The organism is Pseudomonas sp. FW305-20 (genome assembly GCF_058788075.1).
The window spans coordinates 1-15,617 of the sequence record NZ_JBYTAJ010000036.1 but is presented as its reverse complement, the minus strand read 5'-3'; the positions used below and the strand labels follow the sequence as shown (position 1 = coordinate 15,617).

General features: G+C 58.2%; 16 protein-coding genes. 14 read left to right on the top strand and 2 right to left on the bottom strand.

The window, feature by feature from the left end:
- Nucleotides 1-106: 106 nt before the first annotated feature.
- The 6 genes from dibA (at nucleotide 107) to AC3WP4_RS23980 (ending at nucleotide 6,429) form a co-directional block, all read left to right on the top strand.
- Entirely contained in the window at nucleotides 107-2,032 is a 1,926-nt protein-coding gene (gene dibA / locus AC3WP4_RS24005) for a phosphodiesterase DibA (protein WP_074872479.1), read from the top strand.
- Nucleotides 2,033-2,240: 208 nt separating this feature from the next.
- A complete protein-coding gene (gene oscA / locus AC3WP4_RS24000; protein ID WP_007941032.1) occupies nucleotides 2,241-2,423 on the top strand; it encodes a sulfur starvation response protein OscA in 183 nt (60 codons plus the stop codon).
- Between the two features lie 70 nt (nucleotides 2,424-2,493).
- Nucleotides 2,494-3,507: a sulfate ABC transporter substrate-binding protein gene (locus AC3WP4_RS23995; RefSeq protein WP_074872480.1), complete on the top strand. Its 1,014-nt coding sequence runs from the start codon at nucleotides 2,494-2,496 to the stop codon at nucleotides 3,505-3,507.
- Between the two features lie 228 nt (nucleotides 3,508-3,735).
- Nucleotides 3,736-4,554: a sulfate ABC transporter permease subunit CysT gene (gene cysT, locus AC3WP4_RS23990; protein ID WP_102616213.1), complete on the top strand. Its 819-nt coding sequence runs from the start codon at nucleotides 3,736-3,738 to the stop codon at nucleotides 4,552-4,554.
- 12 nt (nucleotides 4,555-4,566) lie between these two features.
- The gene (gene cysW / locus AC3WP4_RS23985) at nucleotides 4,567-5,436 is read left to right on the top strand and encodes a sulfate ABC transporter permease subunit CysW (RefSeq protein WP_007899636.1); all 870 of its coding nucleotides are present in this window, start codon (nucleotides 4,567-4,569) and stop codon (nucleotides 5,434-5,436) included.
- A 3-nt stretch (nucleotides 5,437-5,439) separates the two neighbouring features.
- Nucleotides 5,440-6,429: a sulfate/molybdate ABC transporter ATP-binding protein gene (locus tag AC3WP4_RS23980; RefSeq protein WP_102616212.1), complete on the top strand. Its 990-nt coding sequence runs from the start codon at nucleotides 5,440-5,442 to the stop codon at nucleotides 6,427-6,429.
- A gap of 97 nt (nucleotides 6,430-6,526) precedes the next feature.
- On the opposite strand, the gene AC3WP4_RS23975 is transcribed toward AC3WP4_RS23980, so the two are convergent.
- Nucleotides 6,527-7,045 carry an Mpo1 family 2-hydroxy fatty acid dioxygenase gene (locus AC3WP4_RS23975; protein ID WP_102616211.1) on the bottom strand — a complete coding sequence of 173 codons (519 nt, stop codon included), beginning with the start codon at nucleotides 7,043-7,045 and terminating at the stop codon, nucleotides 6,527-6,529.
- 85 nt (nucleotides 7,046-7,130) lie between these two features.
- Here AC3WP4_RS23975 and AC3WP4_RS23970 point away from each other — a divergent pair, with 85 nt between their 5' ends.
- The 4 genes from AC3WP4_RS23970 (at nucleotide 7,131) to AC3WP4_RS23955 (ending at nucleotide 9,830) form a co-directional block, all read left to right on the top strand.
- Nucleotides 7,131-7,817 (top strand): Crp/Fnr family transcriptional regulator, encoded by a 687-nt coding sequence (locus AC3WP4_RS23970; RefSeq protein ID WP_102616210.1) that lies wholly within the window; start codon nucleotides 7,131-7,133, stop codon nucleotides 7,815-7,817.
- A 63-nt stretch (nucleotides 7,818-7,880) separates the two neighbouring features.
- Nucleotides 7,881-8,246 carry a response regulator gene (locus AC3WP4_RS23965; RefSeq protein ID WP_074872488.1) on the top strand — a complete coding sequence of 122 codons (366 nt, stop codon included), beginning with the start codon at nucleotides 7,881-7,883 and terminating at the stop codon, nucleotides 8,244-8,246.
- Between the two features lie 110 nt (nucleotides 8,247-8,356).
- Nucleotides 8,357-8,605, top strand: coding sequence for a helix-turn-helix domain-containing protein (locus AC3WP4_RS23960; RefSeq protein ID WP_074872489.1), 249 nt, complete (start codon nucleotides 8,357-8,359; stop codon nucleotides 8,603-8,605).
- The gene (locus AC3WP4_RS23955; protein ID WP_102616209.1) at nucleotides 8,598-9,830 is read left to right on the top strand and encodes a type II toxin-antitoxin system HipA family toxin; all 1,233 of its coding nucleotides are present in this window, start codon (nucleotides 8,598-8,600) and stop codon (nucleotides 9,828-9,830) included. The genes AC3WP4_RS23960 and AC3WP4_RS23955 overlap by 8 nt, the downstream gene beginning before the upstream one ends.
- Here AC3WP4_RS23955 and AC3WP4_RS23950 read toward each other — a convergent pair whose 3' ends face one another.
- Nucleotides 9,831-10,835 (bottom strand): AraC family transcriptional regulator, encoded by a 1,005-nt coding sequence (locus AC3WP4_RS23950; RefSeq protein ID WP_074872493.1) that lies wholly within the window; start codon nucleotides 10,833-10,835, stop codon nucleotides 9,831-9,833. It lies immediately after the preceding gene.
- Between the two features lie 100 nt (nucleotides 10,836-10,935).
- Between AC3WP4_RS23950 and AC3WP4_RS23945 the strand changes: the two genes are divergently transcribed.
- The 4 genes from AC3WP4_RS23945 (at nucleotide 10,936) to AC3WP4_RS23930 (ending at nucleotide 15,159) form a co-directional block, all read left to right on the top strand.
- Nucleotides 10,936-12,009 (top strand): fatty acid desaturase, encoded by a 1,074-nt coding sequence (locus AC3WP4_RS23945; RefSeq protein ID WP_102616208.1) that lies wholly within the window; start codon nucleotides 10,936-10,938, stop codon nucleotides 12,007-12,009.
- Between the two features lie 485 nt (nucleotides 12,010-12,494).
- The gene (locus AC3WP4_RS23940; RefSeq protein ID WP_102615013.1) at nucleotides 12,495-13,076 is read left to right on the top strand and encodes an alpha/beta hydrolase; all 582 of its coding nucleotides are present in this window, start codon (nucleotides 12,495-12,497) and stop codon (nucleotides 13,074-13,076) included.
- A gap of 71 nt (nucleotides 13,077-13,147) precedes the next feature.
- A complete protein-coding gene (locus AC3WP4_RS23935; RefSeq protein ID WP_074872499.1) occupies nucleotides 13,148-14,080 on the top strand; it encodes a sigma 54-interacting transcriptional regulator in 933 nt (310 codons plus the stop codon).
- A 296-nt stretch (nucleotides 14,081-14,376) separates the two neighbouring features.
- Nucleotides 14,377-15,159, top strand: coding sequence for a MetQ/NlpA family ABC transporter substrate-binding protein (locus tag AC3WP4_RS23930; protein WP_074872503.1), 783 nt, complete (start codon nucleotides 14,377-14,379; stop codon nucleotides 15,157-15,159).
- Nucleotides 15,160-15,617 lie beyond the last annotated feature (458 nt).

Sequence of the window (15,617 nt, the reverse complement as noted above, 5' to 3'; positions counted from 1 at the left end):
TTATCACTGAGCCCACAGATAAAACCAGTCGCCCTTTCAGATAAGAGTGGCCGGATGTTTCTTTAAACTATAATTCCATCCACTTTTAAGGGACATGGACGACCTAATGGCTGCTACCTACCGCGATGCTCTGCGTGCAGCGCTGCTTTATCTTCTGGTTTCTGTCGGTTGGCTGCAGTTCAGTGGCCATTTATTGAACAGTTTCTTCGATAGCTCTGCCGAGCTAATGCGTTGGCAACTGATCAACGGTTATGCCTGGGTGGTGTTCAGTGCCGGTTTGATTTTTCTCGCTCGGGCGCGATTGTTCCGTTGCCTGGGAATCGGCGCCAAGTTGCGTGAGCGCACTGAAGACCGTGAGCGCTTGCGTCAGGCAGCGGCGGTCTTCGATTGCACCCGTGAAGGGGTGCTGGTCACTGATAGTCAGGGCCTGATCGTTCATGTGAACCGGGCCTTCATGCAAATCACCGGTTATCAGAGTGAGGAAGTGCTGGGTCATCGACCCAGTCTGTTCAAGTCCGGCCATCACCCGCCGGCTTTCTATCAAGCGATGTTCGCGACACTCAACAGCACGGGCGAGTGGAGCGGAGAAATCTGGAACCGCCGCAAAAGCGGCGAGATTTACCCGCAATGGCAGACTATCCGCATCATTCACGATGACCGACGGCGGCCTAGTCATTACGTTGCAGTGTTTTCCGACATCAGCGCCATCAAGAACTCCGAACATGAACTGACACGTCTGGCTCACTACGATCCGCTGACCGATCTCCCCAACCGCTTGCTGTTTACCGACCGCACCGAGCAGGCCCTGGCTTCGGCGCAGACCCACAAGCGCGGCTGCGCGTTGCTGATGATCGATCTTGATCACTTCAAGATGATCAACGACAGCCTCGGGCATAGCATTGGGGACCAGCTGCTCAAGGGCGTGGCCGAGCGTTTGAGCGCGATGGTCGGTCCGGGAATCACCCTGGCGCGCCTTGGCGGTGACGAGTTCGCCGTGCTGGCTGAAAGCTGTCCGCAAATGGTGCAGGCGGCGGCGCTGGCTCAGCGGATCATCGATGGTCTCAGAGAGCCGTTCCAGATCGACGGGCATCAGTTGTTCGTCAATATCAGCGTCGGCATCAGCCTGTTCCCCGGTGACGCCCTGAGTGCCGAGCAGTTGTTGCGCAACTCAGACTCGGCGCTGTTCAAGGCCAAGAGTGCCGGCCGCAACGGCTACGCCCTCTATACCGAAGAATTGACCGCCCATGCCCAGCAACGGGTCGAGACAGCATTCCAATTGCGCCGTGCGCTGGAACAGCAGGAGTTGCGGGTTTATTACCAGCCGGTTCACGACCTCAAGACCAGCCGCCTGATCGGCGTCGAGGCATTGGTGCGCTGGGAGCATCCGCAGCGAGGGTTGGTGTCGCCGGCAGAATTCATTCCCATTGCCGAGCGCACTGGTCTGATCGCCGAAATTGATGCCTGGGTGATGCGCCAGGCGTGTGAGCAGATGTGCCGGTGGCAGCAGGCCGGGGTGGTGGTGTCGTTTGTCGCGGTGAATGTTTCTTCCCGGCTGTTCGCCCGCCGAGAGCTGTTTGGGCAGGTGGCGAAGGTGCTGCACGAAACCGGGCTGGACCCTGCCTGTCTGGAGCTGGAAGTCACTGAGAGCGCTGTGATGGATGATCCGGAAGTCGCGCTGGAGCAGATGCACAGGTTGCGTGAACTAGGCGTTCGGCTGGCCATCGATGACTTTGGTACAGGCTATTCCTCATTGCTGCGCCTCAAGCGGATGCCGGTTCAGAAACTCAAGATCGATCAGGGCTTCGTGGCGGGGCTGCCGTGGGATGAGGATGACGCGGCGATTGTGCGGGTGATCATTGCGCTGGCCCAGAGCATGGGGATGCAGGTTCATGCCGAGGGGATCGAGCAGGTCGAGCAGGCGAGCTTTTTGCTCGAACACGGCTGCGACCTGGGGCAGGGGTACTGGTTTGGGCGGCCGGTGCCGGCCGGGCAGCTGGATTGGTACCTGACTCCACAGATTCTGCAGCACTGATCGCGCGTTCCTTCTCAAACCTGACGCAGAGCGTCACAGGATGCATTCCCACGCAGAGCGTGGGAACGATCAGTCTTCGAGCATTCTTTTGGTTATATTAAAATTCTTAAATAGTCTTTTTAAGAATATCTGCGCTTATCTACTATTGGCCTCACGCCGCAAGCAGTCCCGCCACTGCCAGGCAACCTCTAGTTGAAGGAGCAGCACCATGAGCGCATCCCTACGCAGCGTTGACGGCCAGGACGAAGCAACCATTTTGCGTGAGATCCAGAGCGCCTTGCGCGATCTGCGTTTTGGCGCAGTGGAAATCACCGTGCATAACGCCCAAGTGGTCCAGATCGAACGCAAAGAGAAATTCCGGTTGCAGAACCCGGGCAACAAACCGAGTTAAAAACCGGCAAGCCGATACCAGCACACCATAAGAAAAAGCCAACACAATCAGAATTCCAGGAGCTTTCACCATGTCGTCGATTCGTCATTTCGCTTTGGCCGCCCTGGCCAGTGCCCTCTTTGCTGGTTCTGCGGTTGCCAAGGATTACGAACTGCTCAACGTGTCGTACGACCCGACTCGCGAGCTGTATCAGGACTACAACGCCGAATTCGTCAAGTTCTGGCAGAAAGATCACGCCGGCGACAAGGTGAAAATCCAGCAGTCCCACGGTGGTTCGGGCAAGCAGGGGCGAGCTGTGATCGACGGTCTGCGTGCCGACGTGGTGACCCTGGCCCTGGCCGGTGACATCGATGAAATCGCCAAGCTCGGCAAAACCTTGCCGGCGGATTGGCAGCAGCGCCTGCCGCAAGCGAGCACGCCTTACACCTCGACCATCGTGTTCCTGGTGCGCAAGGGCAACCCCAAGGGCATCAAGGATTGGGGCGACCTGATCAAGAACGGCGTGGAAGTCATCACCCCGAACCCGAAAACCTCCGGTGGCGCACGCTGGAACTTCCTCGCGGCGTGGGCCTATGGCCTGAAAGCCAATGGCGGTGACGAAGCGAAAGCCAAGGAATACGTGCAAGCCCTGTTCAAACACGTTCCTGTGCTGGACACCGGTGCTCGCGGTTCGACCATTACCTTCGTCAACAACGGTCAGGGAGACGTGTTGCTGGCCTGGGAAAACGAAGCCTTCCTGGCGCTGAAAGAAGACGGCGGCGCCGACAAGTTCGACATTGTCGTGCCTTCGTTGTCGATCCTCGCCGAACCTCCGGTCGCCGTGGTCGACAAGAATGCCGAGAAAAAGGGCAACACCGAGATCGCCGAAGCGTACCTCAAGCACCTTTACAGCCCGGCCGGCCAGGAAATTGCGGCAAAAAACTTCTATCGTCCACGTGACAAGGATGTCGCCGCCAAGTACGCCAAACAGTTCCCGACACTGGACCTGGTGACCATCGACAAGGACTTCGGCGGCTGGAAAACCGCACAGCCGAAATTCTTTAACGATGGTGGTGTGTTCGACCAGATTTACCAGGCGCAATAACCTGTAAATAGATCTGCCAACGGTAAGTCAGGGGTGGGCAACTTGTGGGAGCGAGCCTGCTCGCGATGACGGCGGTACATTCAACATCAATGTTGGCTGACCAGGCGCTATCGCGAGCAGGCTCGCTCCCACAGGGATTGCAGTGTTCAGTCCTTGACTGCCGGGCATTGGCTAAACAGGCCCCGATTTCACCGTCGGGGCTTAGCGCGTTATCAACCAAGGACTTTTATGTCGCGTCGTATCTCCCCCGTCATACCCGGCTTCGGGCTGACGCTGGGTTACACCTTGGTGTACCTCAGCCTGATTGTGCTCATTCCACTGGCGGCGATGTTCGTGCATGCCGCTCAACTTACCTGGGAGCAGTTCTGGGCGATTATCTCGGCGCCACGGGTGCTGGCGGCGTTGAAGCTCAGCTTCGGCACCGCGCTCTATGCCGCGATCATCAACGGCATCATCGGCACGCTGCTGGCCTGGGTGCTGGTGCGCTATACCTTCCCTGGACGCAAAGTCATCGATGCGATGATCGACTTACCCTTCGCATTGCCCACCGCTGTGGCCGGTATCGCGCTGACTGCGCTCTACGCGCCCAATGGTTGGGTGGGTCAGTTTGCAGCGGACCTGGGCTTCAAGATCGCCTATACCCCCCTCGGCATCACCCTTGCCCTCACTTTTGTGACACTTCCATTCGTAGTACGTACCGTACAGCCAGTATTGGCCGATATCCCTCGTGAAGTGGAAGAAGCGGCGGCGTGCCTGGGTGCAAAACCACTACAGGTTTTCCGCCATATTCTGGTACCTGCACTGTTGCCAGCCTGGCTGACCGGTTTCGCGCTGGCCTTTGCCCGCGGGGTCGGCGAGTACGGTTCAGTGATTTTCATTGCCGGTAACATGCCGATGAAAACCGAGATCCTGCCGCTGCTGATCATGGTCAAGCTCGACCAGTACGATTACACCGGCGCCACGTCCATTGGTGTACTGATGCTGGTGGTTTCCTTCGTCCTGTTGCTGCTGATCAACTTGCTGCAGCGGCGCATCGAAACCCCATAAGGAGGCGCAGAAATGTCCCAATCGTCTATTGCTGCTGCTTCCTCGAACGCCGCCCGCCGTGGCAGTGCTTCATCGCGGCGAATCTTGATCGGCCTCGGCTGGCTGGTGTTCGCCCTGTTCCTGTTACTGCCGCTGGTGATCGTGGTGTCTCAGGGCCTGAAGCTCGGAATCGGTGCGTTCTTCACCGCGATCTTCGAGCCCGACGCGTTGTCGGCCCTGAAACTCACGGTGATCGCCGTGCTGATTTCGGTGCCGCTGAACCTGGTGTTCGGCGTCAGCGCTGCATGGTGCGTGAGCAAGTACTCGTTCCGTGGCAAAAGTATGCTGGTCACGCTGATCGACCTGCCGTTCTCGGTGTCGCCGGTCATCGCCGGCCTGGTCTACGTGCTGATGTTCGGCGCCCAAGGCCTGTTCGGGCCGTGGCTGCAGGACCACGATATCCAGATCGTCTTTGCCTTGCCGGGCATCGTGCTGGCGACGATCTTCGTCACCGTGCCGTTCGTGGCGCGCGAGCTGATCCCGCTGATGCAGGAACAAGGCACGCAGGAAGAAGAGGCCGCGCGCCTGCTCGGCGCCAATGGCTGGCAGATGTTCTGGCACGTTACCGTTCCCAACATCAAATGGGGCCTGATCTACGGCGTGGTGCTATGTACGGCGCGGGCGATGGGTGAGTTCGGTGCGGTGTCGGTGGTTTCCGGGCACATTCGCGGGGTGACCAACACCCTGCCGCTGCACGTCGAGATCCTCTACAACGAATACAACCACGTGGCCGCGTTCGCCGTGGCGAGCCTGTTGCTGATCCTGGCGCTCTTCATCCTGCTGCTCAAGCAGTGGAGCGAAAACCGTATTAACCGCCTGCGCGCCAGCGCCGCGGAGGAATAAGTCATGTCGATCGAAGTGCGTAACGTCAGCAAGAACTTTCACGCGTTCAAGGCGCTGGACAACATCAGCCTGGACATTCAAAGCGGCGAACTCGTGGCGCTGCTGGGCCCCTCGGGTTGCGGTAAAACCACATTGCTGCGGATCATCGCCGGTCTGGAAACCCCGGATCAGGGCAACATCGTGTTCCACGGAGAAGACGTCTCCGGCCACGATGTGCGTGATCGCAACGTCGGTTTCGTGTTCCAGCATTACGCGCTGTTCCGCCACATGACCGTGTTCGACAACGTCGCGTTCGGCCTGCGCATGAAGCCGAAAAACCAACGCCCGAGCGAAAGCCAGATCGCGGTGAAAGTCCACGAGCTGCTGAACATGGTGCAACTGGATTGGCTGTCGGATCGCTACCCGGAACAACTTTCCGGCGGTCAGCGTCAACGTATTGCCTTGGCTCGCGCCTTGGCGGTGGAGCCGAAGGTCCTGCTGCTCGACGAACCCTTCGGCGCCCTCGATGCCAAGGTCCGTAAAGAACTGCGTCGCTGGTTGGCGCGGCTACACGAAGACATCAACCTGACCTCGGTGTTCGTGACTCACGACCAGGAAGAAGCGATGGAAGTCGCCGACCGCATCGTGGTGATGAACAAGGGCGTGATCGAGCAGATCGGCTCACCGGGCGACGTCTACGAAAACCCGGCCAGCGATTTCGTTTATCACTTCCTGGGTGACTCGAACCGGCTGCATCTGGGTGATGACAACCATGTGCTGTTCCGTCCACACGAAGTGTCGCTGTCGCGTCACGAGCTGGAGGATCACCACGCGGCCGAGGTGCGGGATATTCGTCCGTTGGGCGCGACGACACGGGTGACACTGAAGGTCGAAGGCCAGAGCGAATTGATCGAAGCGGAAGTGGTGAAAGATCACGACAGCCTGATCGGGCTGGCGAAGGGCGAGACGCTGTTCTTCAAGCCAAAGGTCTGGCAGAAACTCGCCAACCTCTAAAGCAAAAAGCATCGCCAGCAGGCTGGCTCCCACATTGGATCTGTGATCGACACAAATACCCTGTGGGAGCCAGAGCCAGCCTGCTGGCGATTGCGGTCTAAACCGCCGCGCGATTCGGATTGACCCGCACGCCCCCAACCCGCGCCTCGATCTGCTCTTTGAGCTCCCGCCGCAACCCCAGCAAAAACGCCAGCTCAACCACCACAAACAACGGCCCGACAATCAATCCGGTCACATCATCGACAAACGCCGGTTTGCGTCCTTCGTAGTGATGTCCGACAAACTGAATCGCCCACCCCAGCACAAACATCCCGATGCCGCTCGCCAGCCAGACCAGCGTGCTTTGCTGCGCAAGAACCTGACCCGCCCAAATGCACAGGCCGAGTAACACGGTCATCAACAGCCCGAGACGAATTTCCAGGCGCAAGTAAAACCACGCCGATGCTATCGCGACCAGCACCGCCGGCGAAACCCAGCCTGCGCCCCATTGCGGCCGAGACAGCAATACCGCGACCGCCACTACAATCAGCGGAATCCCGATAAAGTGGCTGGCAATATTGCGTGGGTCACGGTGGTAGGCGGCGTATTGACTGAGATGATCAACGAGGCTTTTCATTGTTATTCCTCCTGTAGGGTGATGGATGATGCCCCGGGTTTCATCTTTCGCTCTGTCAGCCAGACGACAATTTCCAGGAGTTTTCATGGGCATGCAGGTTTGGCGTTCGCGCCTGGAGACGGGGCAGTGGTTCAGCCATTTACCTGTTCCCTTAAAGGATAGTCTGCTGGCTGTGGCCCGGGTTCGGCGCCTGGCGTCGGGGCAATTGCTCTTCAAACGCGGTGATCCGCCGTGCGGGCTGTATGCAGTCCTTGAAGGGGCGGTACGCATTGGCGCGGTGAGCGAGCAGGGCAAGGAGGCGTTGCTGAGCCTGGTGGAGTCGCCGCACTGGTTCGGCGAAATCTGCCTGTTCGATGGCCAGCCGCGAACCCACGATGCTTATGCCGTTGGCCAGTGCAGCCTGTTGCACATCCCGCAGGCGACGCTGCTGAAGTTGCTCGACCAACAACCGGTTTACTGGCGGCAACTGGCGTTGCTGATGAGCCACAAACTGCGCCTGACCTTCATCAACCTCGAACAGCTCAGCCTGATGCCAGCCCAAGCGCGCCTGGCTCATCGCTTGCTGATGATCGCCGAGGGTTACGGCGAAATAGATCCGCCGCGCCGTGTTCTGCAATTGCCTCAGGAGCAACTGGCGTCGATGTTGTCGTTGTCGCGCCAGACCACCAACCAGCTCCTCAAGGATTTGCAGGGGCAAGGAATACTGAATCTCAAGTACGGCGAGATCGAGATTCTGGATGCGCAACGATTGCGAATGTTGGCGATTATCTGAAACCAGTGGTGGGCTTTGGACGCGAAGGCGCCTAGCCTGTGATGACGACAATCGAGGTGTGCCATGCGTGTGCTGTTAGTGGAAGACGAACCGGAGACCGCCAAACTCCTGGCTAAAGGTCTGAACGAGGCAAGTTACTCAGTCGATGTGGCCGTCAACGGCATGGACGGCCGTCGTTTCATCGAGTCTGGCGAATACGAGCTGATCATCCTCGACGTGATGCTGCCCGGGCTCAATGGCTGGCAGTTGCTGCAGCAGATCCGCAAGCTCGGTGATACGCCGGTGCTGCTCCTCACTACCAAGGACGGCATCGAAGACCGGCTGCGCGGGCTGGAGTTGCATGAAGATGATTACCTGCTCAAGCCGTTTGCCGTGAGTGAGCTGGTGAAGCGGGTGCGCAAGTTGTTGCGGCGGGATCGGGGGCGCTGAGACCGGGCCCGATCAATCCATGAGCTAGACTTCGACTTGTTTATGCATTAAATACAATGCATATAGATTATTTCAGTGAATATGCACTGTATACGATGCAGGTGAGCGGGATGGAAAACCTCGGTGAATTGATCAGGTTGCTGCGCAAAGAACGAAAGTTGTCTCAACAAGACCTGGCCAAGCAGTACGGCATGAGCCGTTCCACGATTTCGGGTATCGAGAACAACACCATTTCCGAAATTGGCCTGCGCAAGGTTGAAGCGATCCTCAATGGCTTCGGGTACGAACTGACGGCCGTGCCGCGGCGGTCGACGCGTCCTACACTGGACACCCTCAAAAAGGTGAACTTCCATGGGTGAGCAGCAGGCAAAGGACAGGCTGCACATCAGTGTTTCCGGCACAACGGTCGGAACCCTGGGCCGTGGTCAGTCTCGCATTGATTCAGTGTTTGCCTACGCCGAAGACGCGCTGGAAGAAAACGCGGTCTCGTTGACCATGCCCGCTCGCCTCGAGAGCTACACGTGGGAGCGAGGTGTACCGCCGGTTTTTGAAATGAATCTACCGGAAGGTTCTCTGCGCGATGAATTGACTCGTCGCTTCAGCAAAGCGATTCGAGGGTTTGACGATTTCGCGATGCTGGCGATCGTTGGCCCGCACCAGCTTGGGCGAGTGGGGATTAAAAACGCGCAAGAGGCAAGTGACCGGCTACCTGAAACCAGTCTCGCCGATCTGCTGGTTCATGACGGTGCGCAAGGTTTGTTCGAAGATTTGCTGCACACCTATGGCCAGTATTCGGGCGTTTCCGGTGTGCAGCCGAAGGTGCTTATCCGTGACAGTGCAACCACTGTCGACCGATTGACCCATCGAGGGGCAACGCATCTGGTCAAATCGTTTCGGCCAGAGGAGTACCCAGAGCTCGCTGCCAACGAATACTTCTGCATGAGGGCTGCACTGCATTCGGGTCTTGAAGTGCCGGTTTTCGAACTGAGCGATCACGGTAAGTTTCTGGTCGTCGAACGTTTCGATCTGAATGAAAGAGGTTATCTGGGCTTTGAGGATTTCTGCGTGCTCAATGCCTGGCCTTCGAAGGCTAAATACGATGGTTCGTACGAAGGTGCTGCGAGGCAGATCAAGGAGTTTGTCTCCCCGCCATTGCTCAATGACGCCCTGGAGTCTTTTTTCAAAATAGTGGCGTTGTCGTCCGCTCTGAAGAATGGCGATGCTCACCTCAAGAACTTCGGTGTGCTGTACGAACATTGCGGGGCTGATGCGCAAATCAGACTGGCTCCGGCCTATGACATCGTCACGACTTCGGTCTACATCAAGGCAGACAGTATGGCGTTGCTGTTAGGCGGTTCAAAGGCGTGGCCCAAATACAAAATGTTGATGCGTTTTGGTCGGTCGGCTTGCAACCTGACCGAGGGACGGTGCAATGAACTGCTGCAGCAAGTCGCTCATGGAATTGATGTCGCGAAGGCGGAAATGGTTGATTACATCAGGGGAAATGGCGCCTTTGTCATGGTTGGCGAAGCGATGATCGAGCAGTGGGAATCAGGTGTAGTCCGCAGCTTGGTCAAAAGCTGATCACCGCAACCCATCCCGAAACTGCCCCGGCGTCATCCCGGTCCAGCGCTTGAATGCGCGGCTGAAGCTGCTCGTGTCGGCAAATCCCAGCAGATAGCTGATCTCGCTCAATGAGCATTGCGGGTCGCGCAGATGCAGCAGCGCCAGGTTCTCGCGGCTCTCGTTGAGCAGCGTATCGAACCGACAACCCTCGTCCGCCAGATGCCGTTGCAGGCTGCGCAAACTCAGGTGCAAAGCCTGGGCGATGTGTTCGGCGCTGGGCTCGCCTTCCGGCAATTGCTCCTCGATGGCGTCGCGCACCTTGCGTTCCCAGGTCAGGGGTTTGAGTTGCGCGAGGGTGCGTTTGAGCACGGTTTCGTTGTGCTCGGCCAGTTCCGGGTTGGCGTCGTCCAGGTGGCTGTCGAAATCCAGCAGAGCGAACTCCAATCGATCTTCATCGGCGTTGAAATACACCGGCGAGCGGAACACTTTGTGCCATTGATGCGAGTCCGCCGGCTCGGGGCGACGCAGGTACACCGCCAACGGGGCGTAATCGCGGCCCAGGCGATTGCGGCAGGTGCGAACGTAAATCGCTGTGAAGGCGTCGATGGCTTCGAAGGCCGGAGCCGGATTACCGGGCGGGATTTTCAGGCGGAAGCGGTAGCGGTCCTCGGTGCGAGTCAGTTCCAGGTCCAGGGCATCGCTGACCACCTGGTGATAACGCACGATGCGCTCGAACACTTCTCGCAGACTGCCGCTGGCCACCAGCGCATAGCCGAGTGCGTGAAACGTGGTGGGGCTGACGAAGCGCGATACCCGCAAACCAATCGCCGGGTCGCCGCTGACCTGCACTGCGATTTCCCACAGCCGCGTGGTGCCCGACAACGGGTAACGGGCGTTCGGGTCGTCCATCAGTTGCGGGTCGAGCCCCGCCTGTTGGCACAGGGCGGTGCTGTCGAGGCCCAACGCATCGAGTTGCTTGCGCAGGGCGCGGGTCCAGCTGGCGAGGGAGGTCGGTTCAGTCATGCTGATTGGCGCTTCCGGTCAACAGGTTGGCGTCCACGGCTACCGCTTTGCGAGGGTTCGCAAGGCAGGATGCGAACATCAATAACCAGAGGATGGAAGCATGGACGGTACTTCTGCAAGTCCCCAGCGACTGAATGCAGCGCAACGATCAGCGCATATTCGCCAAGTGGTGCTGGCCAAAGGGGTCGAACTGCGTCAGCGCTACCCGATTCTCAATCATCAGGACGCTATCGGCGCGACTATTCTGACGTTGGCCCTGGCCGGCATGATTGTCTCGGCGACGCTCTACATGACCGGGCAGATGGCGTGGTGGGCGTGCCTGTTGCTCAACGCATTTTTTGCCTCGCTGACTCACGAGCTGGAACACGACCTGATACATAGCATGTACTTTCGCAAACAGCGCGTACCGCACAACCTGATGATGGGCCTGGTGTGGCTGGCGCGGCCGAGCACGATCAATCCGTGGATTCGCCGGCATCTGCACCTCAATCACCACAAGGTCTCCGGCACCGAAGCCGACATGGAAGAACGGGCGATCACCAACGGCGAACCCTGGGGTTTTGCGCGGCTGTTGATGGTCGGCGACAACGTGATGTCGGCGTTCATCCGCATGCTGCGGGCCAAGACCCGGGCGCATAAATTCAGCATCATCAAACGCTTTCTGAAGGTTTACGCACCGCTGGCGTTGGCGCATTGGGGAGCCTGGTACGTGTTCCTCGGTTTTCACACCGCCAACGGCATTGCGCATCTGCTCGGGGCGCCCATCGAATGGTCGGCGACTACTTTGGCGGTGATGCAGGTGATCGACATTGCGGCCGTGGTGATCATCGGCCCGAATGTGTTGCGTACCTTTTGCCTGCATTTCGTCAGCTCGAACATGCACTACTACGGTGACGTGGAGCCGGGCAATGTCATCCAGCAGACCCAGGTGCTGAACCCTTGGTGGATGTGGCCGTTGCAGGCGTTCTGCTTCAACTTCGGCAGCAGCCACGGGATTCATCATTTTGTGGTGAAGGAACCGTTTTACATCCGTCAGATGACGGTGCCGGTGGCGCATGAAGTGATGCGTGAGATGGGTGTGCGGTTCAATGATTTCGGGACGTTTGGGCGGGCGAACCGATTTGTACGCAAGCAAGCAGCAGAGGCACGGGAGGTGCGTGCCGCTCAGGCTTGATCGATGTGTCCGGAAACTCAAAACGGCAAAGGCGTCCGTCATCAATCTGACCCAAAAGGGCGATAGGTTATGACGCAAGCAGGGTTGTTTGGTGCTGATGGGTATATGTGTTTTGGATCTAACAAAGGAATTAAATATTCCTTTATCGGATAAGCCTTTCGGGCCAATCATCGCGCTATCAAATGTTGAGTTTCCGGGGCCGTCTCCTTGGCAGGGTGCGGTCCTTTTTTTTGTCCCAAGGCCAACCTTGGGAGCTCATGTGGCGAGGGGGCTTGCCCCCGTTGGGGTGCGAAGCGCCCCAAATCAGTTTTACGACTGCTTCGCAGTCGAACGGGGGCAAGCCCCCTCGCCACAAGGCTCACTCCCACAGGTGATCAACTTTATATTCCATATAGGTCTTAATAAATAGCTTCTTATTCCTTAACGAATATAACTCGCCTCCCTATACTCGCTCAGGAACAGACACGCAGCAGGAGAGTACCCCCATGCGCAACGAATCAATTCGCTACCTGATTGTGCCGGGCTGGCAAGGATCGCCAGAAGATCATTGGCAAAGCCATTGGCAGAACAGCCTGCCGAACAGCGCGCGGGTGGAACAGGCCAATTGGCTGACACCGCGCCGTGAAGACTGGGTCGCGGCATTGGCTGAGGCGATTGCCGCCGACAGCACGCCGGTAATCCTGATCGCCCATAGCCTGGGTTGCATCACTGTCGCGCATTGGGCGGCCACGGCGCCCGCGCAGTTTTTGCGTCAGGTACGCGGCGCCTTGCTGGTCGCCCCGGCGGACGTCGAGCGTCCGGCCTGCGCACCGGCTCTGCGCAATTTCGCACCGATTCCAACCCACCTTCTGCCATTCCCGAGCCAGGTTGTCAGCTCCGACAACGACAGCGCCGTCAGCGCGCCGCGTGCGATGGAACTGGCGCGCAACTGGGGTGCCGAAGCGGGGATTTTGTCGGGTGCCGGGCACATCAACGTGAAGTCCGGTCACCAACGCTGGGAGCAGGGTTTTGCTTATCTCTACCGCCTGCAAAACCGAATGGAACACCACGCCCTGCGCCGCGCTTGAACCTTTTCTTTTTTGCTTTTGTTTTTTAAACAACGCCCCCGTCTCCCGGCGGTTTTGGGCGGGAGTCTGCCATGAGTTTTGAAGCCTTCGGTCAGCCGCTGCTGACCTTCCCCGATGCAGAAAAAAGCCCCCTGAGCATTCGTGCCAAGGCGCTGGTGTTTGTCGATCCGCGTTCGCGTCAGTTACGCCAGGAGCTGGAGCTGTTGGCGCCGCGCTCGATTTCGGTGTTGATCCGTGGCGAAACCGGCAGCGGCAAGGAGTTGCTTGCGCGGCACATCCATCGTGAGAGTGATCGCGGCGGGTTGTTCGTTTCGGTCAACTGCGGCGCGATCAGCCCGACTTACGCCGATGCGGAATTGTTCGGGTATGCCGCTGGCAGTTACAGCGGTTCGGCCAGCAGCCGCGCCGGCTGGTTCGGTTCTGCCAATGGCGGGACGCTCTATCTGGATGAGATCGGCGACTTGCCCCTACCGATCCAGACAAAATTGCTCGCGGCGCTGGAAAACCACGAAGTCACCCGTGTCGGCGCTCACCAACCAAGCCCGGTGGACGTGCGTCTGGTCGCCGCGACCAGCATCGACCTGGCCCAAGCGGTGGCCGCCGGCAAATTTCATGAGCGGCTCTACCACTACCTCAGCGAGGGCCAGCTCGAACTGCCGGCCTTGCGGGAACGGGTGGGGGATATTCTTTCGCTGTCCGAATATTTCCTCGGCATCTATAGCCAGCGTCTGGGCCTGCCGGTGCCGCTGATCAGCGAAGCCGCGCAGCATTTGTTAGAGCAACACAGTTGGCCGGGTAATACCCGGGAGTTGGAAAACGTCATTCACTTCGCGTTGCTGGTCAGCACCGGCGATGAGATTTTACCGGAGCATTTGAATTTGCCTGAGGCGCCGGCGTCATTGGTACAGATTGAGCAACAAGCGGCTCAGCTGATTAAAAACGGCACGGCCTCAGAGCGATCTGCACTCAAGCATTTGCTTGAAAGCCTGACGCAGACTCTGTAGCAGCTGCCGAAGGCTGCGTCCGACGCGAAGCGGTCGCACCCAAACAACGCGGTCCTCAAAAGAAACCCGTTAAGCCATTTTGCGGCTGCTGCGCAGCCGAACGCAGCCTTCGGCAGCTGCTACAAAGCTATCGGCAGCTGTATGAACAAAATGGAATATGAAAGTGAATAAAAGATATTGTTCGGGAATAAAAAATCCCGGTATTGTCCGCGTCACGCCAGCGATAGCACTTCACTGGCACTCGTACTAAACAAGCCGTCGTCGATGACGACCGTGATTTTCGATAAGGACACTGCATGAAAAAGGTTCTGTTGTTCACCGCATTGGCGGCTGCCCTGACCGCGGGCCTGGCTCAGGCCGGCGAGAAACTGGTGGTGGCGGCGACCCCGGTTCCACACGCCGAGATTCTGGAACTGATCAAGCCAACCCTCGCCAAAGAAGGTGTGGACCTGGAAATCAAAGTCTTCACCGACTACGTTCAGCCGAACGTACAGGTCGACCAGAAGCGTCTGGACGCCAACTACTTCCAGACCTTGCCGTACCTGAAAAGCTTCAACGAAGGCAAAGGCACTAACCTGGTGACCGTGATCGGCGTTCACGTCGAACCCTTCGGCGGCTACTCGAAGAAAGTCAAAACCCTGGCTGAGCTGAAAGACGGCGCAACCATCGCAATCCCGAACGAAGGCAGCAACAGCGGCCGTGCTCTGATCCTGCTGCAGAAGGCTGGCCTGATCGAGTTGAAAGACCCGAAAAACGCTCTGGCCACCCCGAAAGACATCGCCAAGAACCCGCACAATTTCAAGTTCAAGGAACTGGAGTCGGCCATGCTGCCGCGTGTTCTGGACCAGGTCGATCTGGACATGATCAATACCAACTACGCGCTGGAAGCAGGTCTGAACCCGGCTAAAGACGCGCTGATAATCGAAGGCGCAGATTCGCCTTACGTGAACTTCCTGGTGGCTCGTCCGGACAACAAGGACAGCGTAGCCATCCAGAAACTGGCCAAGGCGTTGACCAGTCCTGAAGTGAAAGCATTCATCGAGAAGAAGTACAGCGGCGCGGTATTGCCGGCGTTCTGATTCGCGAGGCAAACCCCTTCAAGGTTTCAAACGCCGACGGCTGATACAGCGTCGGCGTGATCGTTCCCACGCAGAGCATGGGAACATCGTCTTAGGCCACCCGCGCCTTCAACGCCCTGCGCAACGCCATCAACAACTTCACGATGTCCTGCGGATCCAGCCGCTGTGGCACTTTCACGTCAGCCATTTTCTCTTCCTTGTGATGGTTCGGCCAGGGAGTCTGACCAAAAGCTGTGCATCCTTGGAGGGGGACTCTGAAAAAAAGATCCTTCCTACAGCGCAAAGAAAAATAGTCGTCTTCCGTTGCCCCGGCAAATGCGCAGGACAGTTTTTTGGCCGAGACAACCCGGTCAACTGTGGAAGCGTGTCAGACGCTGATCATGATCGTTCCCACGCTCCGCGTGGGAATGCCTCTAGGGACGCTCCGCGTCCAGTGACGCGGAGCGTCACGGGCTGCA